13 protein-coding genes are annotated in these 12535 nt (G+C 45.9%); 8 read left to right on the top strand and 5 right to left on the bottom strand.

The window, feature by feature from the left end; genetic code table 11:
• Position 1 precedes the first annotated feature (1 nt).
• From NAF29_RS13480 to NAF29_RS13455, 6 genes are all read left to right on the top strand, one after another.
• A complete protein-coding gene (locus tag NAF29_RS13480; RefSeq protein ID WP_251262160.1) occupies positions 2-1471 on the top strand; it encodes a sulfatase in 1470 nt (489 codons plus the stop codon).
• A 62-nt stretch (positions 1472-1533) separates the two neighbouring features.
• Complete coding sequence (locus tag NAF29_RS13475) at positions 1534-2958, top strand: sulfatase family protein (RefSeq protein ID WP_251262159.1); 1425 nt, start codon at positions 1534-1536, stop codon at positions 2956-2958.
• Between the two features lie 426 nt (positions 2959-3384).
• A complete protein-coding gene (locus NAF29_RS13470) occupies positions 3385-3672 on the top strand; it encodes a class I SAM-dependent methyltransferase (protein ID WP_251262158.1) in 288 nt (95 codons plus the stop codon).
• Positions 3673-3989: 317 nt separating this feature from the next.
• The gene (locus NAF29_RS13465; protein ID WP_251262157.1) at positions 3990-4325 is read left to right on the top strand and encodes a zinc ribbon domain-containing protein YjdM; all 336 of its coding nucleotides are present in this window, start codon (positions 3990-3992) and stop codon (positions 4323-4325) included.
• A gap of 391 nt (positions 4326-4716) precedes the next feature.
• Entirely contained in the window at positions 4717-5661 is a 945-nt protein-coding gene (locus NAF29_RS13460; protein WP_251262156.1) for an ecdysteroid 22-kinase family protein, read from the top strand.
• A 7-nt stretch (positions 5662-5668) separates the two neighbouring features.
• Complete coding sequence (locus NAF29_RS13455) at positions 5669-6622, top strand: 3'(2'),5'-bisphosphate nucleotidase CysQ family protein (RefSeq protein ID WP_251262155.1); 954 nt, start codon at positions 5669-5671, stop codon at positions 6620-6622.
• Positions 6623-6627: 5 nt separating this feature from the next.
• Here the strand turns inward: NAF29_RS13455 and NAF29_RS13450 are convergent, their stop codons facing one another.
• From NAF29_RS13450 to NAF29_RS13435, 4 genes are all read right to left on the bottom strand, one after another.
• Positions 6628-7170, bottom strand: coding sequence for an NADPH-dependent FMN reductase (locus NAF29_RS13450; protein WP_251262154.1), 543 nt, complete (start codon positions 7168-7170; stop codon positions 6628-6630).
• A gap of 63 nt (positions 7171-7233) precedes the next feature.
• Complete coding sequence (locus NAF29_RS13445) at positions 7234-8217, bottom strand: glutathione S-transferase family protein (RefSeq protein ID WP_251262153.1); 984 nt, start codon at positions 8215-8217, stop codon at positions 7234-7236.
• A 139-nt stretch (positions 8218-8356) separates the two neighbouring features.
• A complete protein-coding gene (locus tag NAF29_RS18295; RefSeq protein WP_285817771.1) occupies positions 8357-8935 on the bottom strand; it encodes a type II secretion system protein in 579 nt (192 codons plus the stop codon).
• 457 nt (positions 8936-9392) lie between these two features.
• Positions 9393-9653: a hypothetical protein gene (locus NAF29_RS13435; RefSeq protein ID WP_251262152.1), complete on the bottom strand. Its 261-nt coding sequence runs from the start codon at positions 9651-9653 to the stop codon at positions 9393-9395.
• Between the two features lie 408 nt (positions 9654-10061).
• On the opposite strand from NAF29_RS13435, the gene NAF29_RS13430 reads away from it, so the two are divergent.
• Together NAF29_RS13430 and NAF29_RS13425 are read left to right on the top strand one after the other, a co-directional pair.
• Positions 10062-11120, top strand: coding sequence for a M14 family zinc carboxypeptidase (locus NAF29_RS13430; RefSeq protein WP_251262151.1), 1059 nt, complete (start codon positions 10062-10064; stop codon positions 11118-11120).
• The gene (locus NAF29_RS13425; protein ID WP_251262150.1) at positions 11117-11872 is read left to right on the top strand and encodes an alpha/beta fold hydrolase; all 756 of its coding nucleotides are present in this window, start codon (positions 11117-11119) and stop codon (positions 11870-11872) included. The genes NAF29_RS13430 and NAF29_RS13425 overlap by 4 nt, the downstream gene beginning before the upstream one ends.
• Here the strand turns inward: NAF29_RS13425 and NAF29_RS13420 are convergent.
• Positions 11859-12236 carry a hypothetical protein gene (locus NAF29_RS13420; protein WP_251262149.1) on the bottom strand — a complete coding sequence of 126 codons (378 nt, stop codon included), beginning with the start codon at positions 12234-12236 and terminating at the stop codon, positions 11859-11861. The two genes, NAF29_RS13425 and NAF29_RS13420, sit on opposite strands and share 14 nt — an antisense overlap.
• Between the last annotated feature and the right edge of the window lie 299 nt (positions 12237-12535).

Genomic DNA, 12535 nt, shown 5'->3' with positions numbered 1-12535 from the left:
CATGGTTACTAGACGCAATTTTTTATTAGGCGGTGCAGGATTGGCGACTGCAGGTGCATTGTCTCAATTGGATTGGTTTAAAGCTTTAAAGCAAGAATATCCGAATGTATTAATGTTAATCGTGGATGATCTAAATGATTGGGTCGGTGCCATGAACGGCCACCCAAACGCAAAAACACCGAATATCGATAGGCTCGCCAAACAGGGGACGTTATTTACTAACGCTCACGCCTCTGCTCCGATTTGCGGCCCTTCTCGTGCGAGCATGATGACAGGGTTGGCTCCCTCAACCACCGGAATTTACGGACACATTAAAGACGATGATATCCGCGCAGCCAACGACAAAGCAGCCCATTCAATTTTTCTAACTGAGTATTTTAGGAAACATGGCTACTACACCGCTGCTGTGGGTAAAGTCTTTCACTATCGTGTGCCTAGCGGAAGTGTCGACGACTATGGTGGACGCGTGAAAGGTTTTGGGCCGTACCCTGAACAAAATTATGTATGGGATGATCCAAGAACTAATACTGACTGGGGGCCCTTTCCTGAACGTGATGATCAGATGCCCGATTATGACTCGGCTCACTGGATCGCCAACAAGCTTAACGAACAACACGATAAACCATTTTTTATGGCATGCGGATTTTTGCGCCCTCATGCACCGTGGCACGTACCAAAAAAGTGGTTTGATATGCACCCCGCAAAAGACTTGTTTGTACCGCCTTTTCTTCGTGATGATTTACAAGATGTGCCTGAAATTGCTAAATCGGTGACGGATCACCCCATGATGCCCACCACTGAGTGGGCGATTGAGAACGGTCAATACCGCAACATTGTTCAGGGGTATCTGGCCAGTGTTTCATTTGTTGATTCATGTATCGGTATCGTGCTTGATGCATTAGAAAATAGTGAATACGCAGAAAATACAGCCGTCGTGCTTTGGGGGGATCATGGGTATCACATTGGTGAAAAGGACAAATTTGCCAAAATGACATTGTGGGAGCGTGCAACACGTACGCCGCTAATTATTAAGCCTCCCCAATCCAAAGGGCAGCAAATCAGTCACAAACCTGTGAGCTTGTTAGATCTCTATCCAACGTTGGTCAATATTTGCGGATTGCCTAAAAACGAAAGCAATGAGGGGCGGGATCTATCGCCCTTACTTGCTGATCCAAACCACCCTTGGCAACACGCCGTAGTGACGACGTATGGCGAAAACAATCATGCGGTGAAAACCGAACGTTATCGCTATATTCGGTATGAGGATGGCAGTGAGGAACTGTATGACCACAATATTGATCGCGATGAGTGGCGCAATGTTGCGCGCGAGCCCGGTTATCAAAATATTAAGACCGCTTTGGCCAAGCATTTACCTACTGAGAATGCCGCGTGGTCTCCCAAGTCATTTTATGACGGCAACGAATACTTTTTAAACAAAACAATCGAAGCGGGCGCATCGGGTCGAATGTAATACGGATATAAATCGGTTCGCCAACAAGCGAAGACCACTAATTACCATAGGAAAAATACGAAATGTTGAGGAAGAGTTCGAGGTATGCGAATTACTTTGGTCATTTTGCAGTTGATCGAACAGTGACCTGGTTGGTTGCTGGGTTAGCCTTGTGTGCATGTGCAGTACAAGCTGAAGATGAGTCGTCAGTACAGCAAAACCCGCCAAATATCGTGCTCATTTTGTCTGATGATCATGCTTGGAACGATTACGGATTTATGGGGCATGATGTGGTCAGTACGCCGTCGCTTGACCAACTTGCCAGTGAAGGTGTGACTTTCAAACGAGGCTACGTGCCAACGTCGCTGTGTAGGCCTTCGTTAGCGACCATTGCAACCGGTCTATATGCGCATCAACATGGCATTACGGGCAATGATCCTTCTCGCAAACTTCCTGGCGGCAAAAAGGGGGCTGAGTACCAAAAGCAACGCGCTGAAATCATCGCTAAAATTGATGAAGTAAAAACCTTACCTCAGCTACTCAAAAAGCAGGGCTACCAGACCTTACAAACGGGTAAATGGTGGGAAGGAAGTTTTTCTCGCGGCGGCTTTGATGAAGGCATGACACAAGGTTTTCCATCTCCCACAGGCCGCCACGGCGACAAAGGGTTAGAAATTGGCCGCAAAGGTATTAATGAAATCACCGATTTTATCGATCGTACTGTAGCTGAGAATAAACCATTCTTTGTTTGGTATGCGCCTTTCATGCCACATACCCCTCACAATCCACCTGAGCGTTTGCTGAATAAATACCGTGACGCGTCGCGTCCAGAATCGATAGCAAAATACTATGCCATGATCGAATGGTTTGATGAAACCAACGGCCAGATATTTGATTATCTGGAGAAAAACGGATTAAAGGATAATACGTTGATTGTATATGTGTCGGACAACGGCTGGGTCACCAATCCAAGCCTAGCAGAACGCTTTTTACCTAGATCCAAACAAAGTCCAAATGAAAGTGGTGTTCGTACACCGATTATGTACTCTTTGCCAAGCAAGTTCGAGCCTCAAATGCGCACGGAACTTACCAGTAGTATTGATATCGTACCGACTATTTTAGCTGCGGCAGGTGCTCCGGTTCCAACGGATCTGCCTGGTGAAAACCTCTATCAAAATTTAGAAGAGAAAAGCCCTATTGAGCGTAACGTTATCTTTGGTGAAGGCTTTGCCCATGACATGGACGACTTGAATGACCCTGAGTCAACTTTATTGTATCGATGGGTAATTGAGAATGATTGGAAACTCATTGTCAGCTACGACGGCAAGAATGTGAGTTACCAAAAGTATCACAAGGATTTTTTGGTAGCGCCGCGTTTGTTTAACTTGGACAACGATGAACACGAACAACACAATCTCGCGGCCGATCATCCAGACATCGTTAAACGTCTGTCTGATAAGCTTATGGATTGGTACCCCGTTAAATCTCGCAAAATTTTACAGAACTAACAGGCCGGTTAATTCTTTTTTAGAGCAGCTGTAAATATATGTTACATCAGCTCTTTAGACGTTTTTTCGCATTACCTCACCTTTGTATAAGCATACTATCAGCACTTTTTAGTGCACACCATTGGCGGGCTTTATTCGGCTGTGCATATGTAAAAGGTCACATGGCATTATGTTGGAGACTCGCGTGATCAGAGCCTCAATGCCCATTCATAGACTATGCTGGAACTAATGCCGAGTAATTGAAACGACGCTTCTGGGAAATGAAGCGATATGTACCCCCCAAACCACCCAAGCAATGAACGATATTTGCACCAGAGAAATCTACAGGTATTACGTTCTAGGCAAGGCGCAATGCTAATTGCGAGGTTTTAGTCACCGTGGGTGCGAAGGAGTGCCTGTGAGATTCATTTCAAAGGAGTGATGGTAATGACTCAAAACAAGCCTCGAACTAGCGCTGTTAATGGGCGTTTATGCGGGGGGCATGCTCATGACTGGGCCAGTATCCAAGAAGGTCAATGCAGCCCCGTATATCATGCCGTGCTAGAGCGCGTTGGGCTCAGCACAGGGGATTCATATTTGGACATTGGCTGTGGTTCTGGAATGGCTGCTCAATTTGCTGACCAAAGAAAAGCGAAAGTGTTCGGAGTCGATGCGTCCTCTGCACGGCTCGATATTGTTAAGCATCGAGTCCCCGGAGGGAATTTTCAGATTTAGCACTGCTTTGCGCGGATTAGGATCGTCTGGCGTTGCTGTAAAGGCGACTGAACACTCAAGCATTAACGATGTAAATAAAGCGAATAAGAAAGCGCTCACACCATTTGCTCAATCGGATGGGAGTTACAAAATTGCCGCCAATTTTCGATGCATCCTTGCGCAGGCTTAACACTAAATACCTCTAATACGGCTCGGTGGTGATATCGATATGTTCGGTCCGTCGAATATGGAACGCACCGCTTGAATACAGCGCGACTCGCTCTGATTCAATTCAAACAGTATCATGTGGCTATTCTCACTTGAAATAGTAACCGCTTATGTCACTTCCTCCTTGCCCAAATTGCCAGTCTGAATTCGTATATCAAGATCAATCTCAAATGGTTTGCCCCGAATGCGCGCATGAATGGAATCCAGACGAACTGGCTGAAGATGAAAAGGTGGTTGTCAAAGATGCTAACGGCACGGTGTTGAACGAAGGTGACAAAGTGACGTTGGCGAAAGACTTGAAGGTAAAGGGCAGTTCGCTGGTTCTAAAAATTGGAACGAAGGCACTGGTAAGACGAATTCTTGAAGGCAAGGATCATCAGCTTGATTGCAGGGTTGATGGCGCTGGCGAGATGATGGTGACAGCGCAGTTTGTCAAAAAACAATAGTTGATAGCGTACTAAAAATTCCAATAGGTAGGCATTACACCGTTACTTGTTAGATCGTCATTCCACACTAGTTATCGATTCAAACGGCTAGGGCGATGGAATTTGTAGTCACTTGGCCCTCCGTTGTTTAGTACTTTCCGAGTGTTCAGCCGCCATTCTGGTAGGACAAGTCTGTAGGTACATCTAGTTTGGATCTTGTGCTCATTAATATCTAAAACTTCTCAGGGTAGGGACATCGGGATGGAATCATTTATTGATATACTGACGCTATTCTTTCGGGCTTACCAAAGCGAATATCTCTGCGCTTAATTCAATAATGAATCTATCATACCAACAACAAAATGCGATTTGTCGCGCGATGAAATGCAAGCGTGTTATGAGCGTTGCGCCCATGCAGTCGCTTTGGGCTGGGCAAGGGCAATTAATGCGTTTAAAGCTTGAGGGTTTGGATGGCACGACCACGCAGTCAGTCGTGGTAAAACATATTGTATACGCGTCATCTGACTCTCACCCTAGGGGCTGGAATAGCCAAGGTTCAGCGCAACGTAAACGCCACTCATACGCTGTTGAATTGCATTGGTATCGAGATTATGTTGCGTCTTTGAACGCTTCAGTCAAAATGCCAGAATTACGGTATTTTGAAGAATCAGCGCAGAGCATTGTGTTGGTACTGGAAGATTTGGCCGTTGACTTTCCGGTTCGATTTACACTGGGTAAGGATGACCGCCCAAGCCCAGTTCAAATTGAGTCCTGCATTGGTTGGCTCGCTAAGCTTCACGCACGAACGCTTGAGTGCCGAGCCGAAGGTTTATGGCCTATCGGTGGATATTGGCACTTGGACACGCGCCCTGATGAGTGGTTGGCGATGCCCGAATCAACATTAAAAAATTCGGCAAAACAGTTGGATCAAACGTTACGAAACTGCGGTTATCAATGTCTGATGCATGGCGATGCCAAGCTCGCTAATTTTTGTTTTGATGACAAAGGACAAAGCGTTGCTGCGGTGGACTTTCAATATGTTGGACGAGGCGTTGGTGTTCAAGATCTGATGTTGTTATTGAGTAGCGTTTTGCCAGACGCACAACTGTTGGCTCAGGGCTCAAAGTGGGTCGATGTGTATTTTGAGCAACTTACAGCAGCGCTCCTGCAATGGCAGCCAAACATTAAACCGGACGAAGTGATTAAACAATGGCGAGCGTTGTACCCTATTACGTGGGCTGATTTTCATCGATTTTTAGCCGGGTGGAGCCCTGACCATTGGAAGATTGGAAAATATTGTATTCAACAGACTGAGCAGGCGTTGCGAATGTGTCATTCAGATCAACATGTCAGTTGAGGTGAGCGTGCTAAATACCACCCAAATCCAACAGCTATTGAGCGTGGCGACAACAGCGGCATTGAGAGCGGGTGAGTACATTCAAAACGTCGATAGAAGCTTAGTCGATGTGAAAACAAAACAGGCGGGTAGCTCCGATGCGTCGCAAATAGTCACGCAAGTGGACGTCGACTGCGAAGCTCTCATTTATCAAATACTCAAACCAACATTGAAACATTTTCAGATTGCCTTTCTGGGCGAAGAGAGTGCTGCAAGCCAAGCTGTGGGAGACCACCCAAGGTTGGTTTTGCCATATTTTTGGTGTGTAGACCCACTCGACGGCACTTTGCCGTTCACACAAAACATGGCTGGCTATGCCGTGTCTATCGCTTTAGTGGGACAAGACGGCCAACCAATATTCGGAGTGATTTACGACCCCGTCACCCACACTATTTATCAAGGTGTGAACCACTCAGCCACAAGTTTTGGCGCCTCAGTTGTGACTCGGCAGCAACGGATTTGGACACCCAACTTACAGTCCGATAGCAGTGTTAAACAGCAAGTGTTGACCCTCTTTGTTGACCGCAGTTTTAGGTCTCAGCAAGGCTTTTCGCAAGCAGTGAAACTGTTGAAGCAACGCGCCTGCCAAATGGGGTATAGCGATATTAAAATTCATCATAAAGCCGGTGCGGTGATGAATGCGGTGGGAGTACTTGAACATGCCCCGGCGTGTTATTTCAAGTTGCCTAAACAAGCGCTAGGGGGCGGAAGTTTGTGGGACTTTGCCGCGACTTCCGCGCTTGGCACTGCAGCTGGCGCCTGGGTTTCAGACATGTTTGGAAACCCGTTACCGCTGAACCAGCCAGATTCTGTTTTTATGAATCGGTGCGGCGTGTTATTTGCCAGTGACACAGATATCGCCGAACAGGTGTTAGCGCTGTTCGGCGAGCTTGACACCTCATTCAAGTTTCAGTGTACTTAAAACGCCTATGCAGTAACATCAGACGCCACAAGCGTTTTAGCGAGATGCTGGAGTTGTTGCTCCAGTGTGCCAGATGTAGGAGCGTTCGACGCCGCATCAAATTGATCGTAAAAACTCGCGACGGATAGGCTTCCTTTGACGTCCATCCCAAAATAGGGTGCGGATTTTAGGGCTGAATTGAAGACATTACTGGCACCGCCTGGTCCAGGTGAAGTGGCGAGAACCAAAACAGGTTTGTTTTGGTATACCTTCATATCGATGCGTGACATCCAGTCGTATATATTTTTATAAGCGGCGGTATAAGACGCGTTGTGCTCGGCAAATGAAATGACAACCGCGTCAGTATTGCCAATGCGTTCAAACAATTCATGTGCTTGTTTGGGTATTCCGGAATGCTTTTCTTTATCGCTACTGTAAATCGGCATTTCGTAATCGTTAAGATCAACGGTTTCGACCACCGAATGTTCCACTAGACGGGCTGTGTATATCGCAAGCTGCTGGTTAATTGAATGACGGCTGCTGCTGGCTCCGAGCGCTAAAATGTTCATATCACTAAGCTCCTGTAGTTCATATTTTTAAAATTGAGGTCAATCGACCAATTGTTTCAAATTTCAACCATGTGTTCGATTGTGCGATCGGTTAAAGTCGATATCAGGGCCTGACGGTACAATCCCTGTGGGGTTAATCTGACGGTGACTCGCATAATAATGGCGTTTAATTTGATCAAAATTCACTGTCTTTGCGACACCGTTAAGCTGATACAATTCTCGGGTGTAGTTCGACAAGTTGGGGAAGTCTTCTAGACGTTGCCGATTACATTTAAAATGGCCGTGATATACCGTGTCGAATCGAATCAAAGTTGTCCATAATCGAATGTCGGCTTCTGTTAGCGTATTTCCCGCTAAATAGCGTTGGGTGGTCAAACGTCGTTCAGTCTCATCAAGAGCAGCAAATAACTCTGTGTAAGCCGTTTCATAAGCGTGTTGACTTGTGGCAAAGCCTGCACGATAAACGCCATTGTTGACCGCTTCATAAATCGTATCGTTAATCTGATGGATGATAGGACGCAAATGGCTTGGGTAGAAATCTTGCTCATTTCCAGTGATGTGGTTAAAGGCACTATTAAACATACGAATAATTTCGGCCGATTCGTTACTCACGATACGCTTTGTTTTCTTATCCCAAAGTACCGGAACAGTGACCCTGCCGGTGTATTTGGTTTGGTTGAGGGTATAAATCTGATGGAGGTGTTGAAAACCGTAGAGGTCGTCACCGTCAGAGCCTGCGTCGCGATCAAACGTCCAACCCAATTCGCCCATATCTGGACTTACTACCGAGACAGTAATGTGCTGTTCAAGGCCTTTAAGTTGTCTAAAAACAAGCGTTCGATGCGCCCAAGGGCAGGCTAAAGATACATATAAATGATAGCGGCCAGACTCGGCCAGAAAAGCTTCTTGAGTTGGAGCCGCCGGAGATGGTTCACCGTTTGCGGTGATCCAGTGACGCAGTCGCGATTGTTCTCGTTTAAATGCGCCACCATTTGCAGTTGTGTCATACCACTGATCGTGCCAAATACCGTCAACTAACAATCCCATGTCTTACTCACTTCATATTCTTAAACAATGAAATGAGCTTACTTGGGATAACTGAATCATTTGGAGCTAAAATTAGCTTTTATTGAACAGATTTTTTAATTAATAAAGGAAAGGCTTGATGGAATGGCTAGAACAAAACCTAGCAGTCTGCCGTTTCGATACCAATTTCAGGCGGACGGCCATCTGCATGATTGAGGTAATACACCCCACATTCGTCTTCCCACGCAAAGGTTCTTAAAAATATTTTGCCGACCATGCCCGGTGACACAGTCGAAGCCTGTTTGCTAGGGATTTGAAGTTGGTTGCCGCGACCGCACCAATCGTGTACGCAGACTTCACCGGCGTCGTTATACCAAACGTCGTCTTGCGTGATCATATAGCGAATGCCGTAAATCCAATCCGCGATAGGGTAGCCACCGTACAACCTAATCTCAACATTATCGACTTGTAGACGCTGCTCGCCTTGAGTCTTTCCTTCAGCTGCGGCTTTTGCAAAAATTAGATCAGCACTACCTTTGACGGCACCTTCCATGGCTCTCAAACTGGCGATGCGAGCATCTGTCGATAAGTTAACGAAACGCGGAACGGCACTGACCGACAAAATTCCTAAAATGACGATGACTGCAACCAATTCCACCAGCGTGAAGCCTTGCTGCTTGGTTTTTGCAGCAACGATGCTAAGTCTATTTGCGCCCCAAGGTTTCACAAGCGTCTGCAAAATTAACGGCCCACTCCAATCAACTAAGGAATTTAACGATATATAAACATGACATGATCATTAACATCGCACTGATGTTTGCCATTTTAATGAACTCAGAGCGGTAAGACAACTGCGTATCTGCCGTGCATCGTTTTTGGCGAAGATAAAATCAGTTTTTGTATTAAGACACATATTTGAGGTTAGTGTCTCAAGAAGCAAGCGGAGGAGTTTGTAGAAGTGATTGTCGTCAATGACGGTGACAAAGCGACGATGCAACAAGTTGAAAGCTTCAAAAGGGTCTTGAAGTATGTTGAGGGAGCAGGCCCAATATTAATATTGGGCCCATATCGAATAATTTAGGAATCGCAGTCGGGTCAATAACAAAGTTAGTTGTGGTGAATTCTTGCCAAGCACCGGTTGCTGCGCCATCAATGACTAAAATTGAAACAATGCCCCAATCAATGAAAACACCCAGTCATGTGGTTGGATCAAATTTCTTTTCAGGAACAACAGTATTGGTTCTACAGCCTTCTTTTTCTGACTTGATGACGTAGTTTTCTTTTTTCTTAAATGTATAAACGGTGCTTTGTTTGCCCATATATTGTTCGTTTACATACAATTTTGCATCGTCATCATTACTACGAATATTGACGGTCTGCGTGGTGCCACTGAACATTGATGCGCACCCAGATAAGAGTGAAGTAGTGACCAAACACGCGAAAAATAGATTTTTCATTTTACATTCCCTGATTGATGAATACGCTCGCGCGCAATCCTAAAGATATTTGAATCGATTGAGCTAAAAGCCAGAGAGGGGATTGCGACTATGACGCGCTTGCCTGCGGAAATTAGCGAGCGCACCGTAACGCTGCTCATGGGAAATATGTATGTGTTATTCGGGCGAAATGCTACTCCTTTTTTTTGCCAGTAAATGGGGCAGTAATTTTGTGCGTTAAAAGGAAGATTTGTCATGTTCGCCACTCATCAATGGTCTTCTGAACCGACGATATTATATGAAACTTATATGACATAGCGCCGTTAGCGCTTTGATTTAGCTATAGTCTTCAGATTGAAATGTGAATTGTGATGACGATGGCTTTAGAACATGTTCTCCAGAGTTCGGTGTTGCACGTGAGGGCGATGGATGTCTGAACGTTTGTACGACCTGAAACAGAATTTGCCCGAACTATTCGAACTTGAAAGCTTAATTGAGCGCGCGGGTTCTAAAATGCGTTGTTCGGTGATTGCCAATGCGCCGTTTGATGGCAGTACGCTACCGGTACATTTACTTGAAATGGGCTCAACCGACCCACTAGCGCCGGCTATTGGGTTTGTGGGTGGTGTGCACGGTGTGGAGCGGATTGGCAGTCAGGTGATCTTGGCGTATTTGCAATCGTTACTCAGTCGAATGCGTTGGGATGATTCGTTACAAGATCAGCTCGACAAAGTGAAGCTGTTTATGATCCCTATCGTCAATCCCGGAGGGATGTTTAACAATACGCGCTGTAACCCTAATGGTATCGATTTGATGCGTAATGCTCCTATTGAGGCCAAAGGTAAAGTCCCTAAATTGTTGGGCGGCCACCGCTATTCTAGGCATTTGCCTTGGTATCGGGGTCTCAAAGAAGATTGCATGGAGCCAGAGCTTCAGGGGCTTCATGATTATATGAGACAACACGTGCTTGGGCGGCCTTTTACCATGACGCTCGACTGCCACAGCGGGTTTGGTTTTCATGACCGTTTGTGGTTTCCCTATGCAGGCTCGTTCACACCTATCGCCGATTTAAACACCATGTATCGGGTCAATCGTTTATTCGTGAAAACATTCCCCAATCACACTTTATATAAAGTAGAGCCGCAAGCGCATAGCTATACGACCCATGGTGACGTGTGGGACTTGTTGTATGACCATAGCCTTGAGGCATACCCCAATACTACATTCCTGCCGCTCACATTAGAAATGGGCTCTTGGCTTTGGGTCAAGAAAAACCCGAGGCAACTGCTGAAGTTTGGCAGCTTATTTAACCCCATGTTGCCGCACCGTCAGCGACGTATTTTAAGGCGTCACTATCCTTTGATGGACTTTATGATGATGGCAACTCGGTCGCACTCTCGTTGGCAAAAATTGAAGCCTACTCAGGTGAGTAAAGATACGCGTGCGGCGCTTAAGCTTTGGTATGACGAAGAAGGGCATTCAAAATGACTCAACGGATAGTTTTGTTACGAGGCTTGCTCAGAGATCACCGCCACTGGGGAAGCTTGCCTGACATGATTCGAGTTGAACTTCCCGATGCAATTGTTGAAACGCCCGATTTAGCGGGCAATGGACTCAGAAGTCATGAAACGTCCCCTTTCTCAGTTGAACAAATGGTGAATGACATTCGGCTACAACTTCAGCCCCTGCAACCGAGAACGCGATATACCATCGTCGCATTGTCTATGGGCGGCATGATTGGTGCGCAATGGGCACAGATGTACCCGAATGAAATAGGTTCATTGATCTTGATGAACAGCAGCTTTAAGCGCTTTAGTAAAATGACTGAACGGCTGAATCCGCAATGGTACTTCAGAGCACTGATGACGTTTCTATTACCCTATAGTCGGTTTAAAAAAGAACAGTTGGTGTTGGAAATGACATCAACACGTGCGCGGTTTAATCAAAAAATTGCGTTGCGCTGGACTGAATACGCATGTGAGGGGTCGCCGTCGGTATTTAATGCGTTGCGTCAGCTTTGGGCTGCGGCGCACTATTCGGGCAGTGAAGAAGCTCCTTGCGACCATGTGTTGATTTTGAATGGCGGGGCAGATGATTTGGTTAGTCCCAAATGTTCATTGGCTATAGCGGAACATTGGAATTGTGAATTAGTGATTCAGCCAACCGCGGGGCATGATTTATCAATCGACGCCCCTGACTGGGTACTGCAGCATATTGTAGATCGAGTTAAGCCCGATTAATCAGTACAGCCGAGAGCGCGATACCAGCAACGGCAAAAAAGAACAACCATGACAGGTGCTTGCCGCGCGAGAGAAAGAACGAGATAAACCCGCTGATGGCGAAGGTTGCGGACGTAATCACCAAAATTTGGTTTTCTACATTCTGAGCTTGGTTCGACAAGACATAAAGCACTGATGCAAATCCCCACCAAGCCACAGTGGTTAAGTGCCAAGTAAAGCGAATTGTGCGTTTTGTAAACCAATCGCTGCCAAGCAACTCCGGAAGGTTTTCGCGTCTAAATAGACGAATTAAAATGTATTTTTCGCCCAATATTGAATGAACAAATCCTACAAAAACTAGGATAAAAGCTCCGGTTAATAACATGTCAGCCTCCTTTCTAGACTGTCGTTAGTATGTCACAACATTGAATGCAAATTAAACACATTTCCAATACCTCAACTGAATCTCTCTGTGTATGAAATTATTCATTTGGCGTGTGGGTCTATATCCGTAACACGAAAGAGGAACATCGATTGAAAGTCGAAGATTGATGCTGATCCAAACTTGACGATATACCCGTAGTACAGAGCAGGAAATGCTATTGAACAGACCAAGCCAGTTGTTTTTTAGAGGCGTCGGTGATGTGTCACATTTGATATTTATGATTTGCCAATCTCGCGGTG

It is taken from the genome of Echinimonas agarilytica (genome assembly GCF_023703465.1).
In the GTDB taxonomy this organism is placed as follows: domain Bacteria; phylum Pseudomonadota; class Gammaproteobacteria; order Enterobacterales; family Neiellaceae; genus Echinimonas; species Echinimonas agarilytica.
Note: the sequence above shows the minus strand (reverse complement) of the source record. Positions and strands in the feature narration are given on the sequence as shown.

Bases quoted from the DNA above. Each gene is read 5' to 3' on its own strand.
- NAF29_RS13425 (WP_251262150.1), top strand. From the start codon at position 11,117: ATGACTCAACGGATAGTTTTGTTACGAGGCTTGCTCAGAGATCACCGC.
- NAF29_RS13470 (WP_251262158.1), top strand. From the start codon at position 3,385: ATGACTCAAAACAAGCCTCGAACTAGCGCTGTTAATGGGCGTTTATGC.
- NAF29_RS13445 (WP_251262153.1), bottom strand. From the start codon at position 8,217: ATGGGATTGTTAGTTGACGGTATTTGGCACGATCAGTGGTATGACACA.
- NAF29_RS13480 (WP_251262160.1), top strand. From the start codon at position 2: ATGGTTACTAGACGCAATTTTTTATTAGGCGGTGCAGGATTGGCGACT.
- NAF29_RS13460 (WP_251262156.1), top strand. From the start codon at position 4,717: ATGCAGTCGCTTTGGGCTGGGCAAGGGCAATTAATGCGTTTAAAGCTT.
- NAF29_RS13420 (WP_251262149.1), bottom strand. From the start codon at position 12,236: ATGTTATTAACCGGAGCTTTTATCCTAGTTTTTGTAGGATTTGTTCAT.
- NAF29_RS13465 (WP_251262157.1), top strand. From the start codon at position 3,990: ATGTCACTTCCTCCTTGCCCAAATTGCCAGTCTGAATTCGTATATCAA.
- NAF29_RS13475 (WP_251262159.1), top strand. From the start codon at position 1,534: ATGTTGAGGAAGAGTTCGAGGTATGCGAATTACTTTGGTCATTTTGCA.
- NAF29_RS13450 (WP_251262154.1), bottom strand. From the start codon at position 7,170: ATGAACATTTTAGCGCTCGGAGCCAGCAGCAGCCGTCATTCAATTAAC.
- NAF29_RS13435 (WP_251262152.1), bottom strand. From the start codon at position 9,653: ATGAAAAATCTATTTTTCGCGTGTTTGGTCACTACTTCACTCTTATCT.
- NAF29_RS13430 (WP_251262151.1), top strand. From the start codon at position 10,062: ATGTCTGAACGTTTGTACGACCTGAAACAGAATTTGCCCGAACTATTC.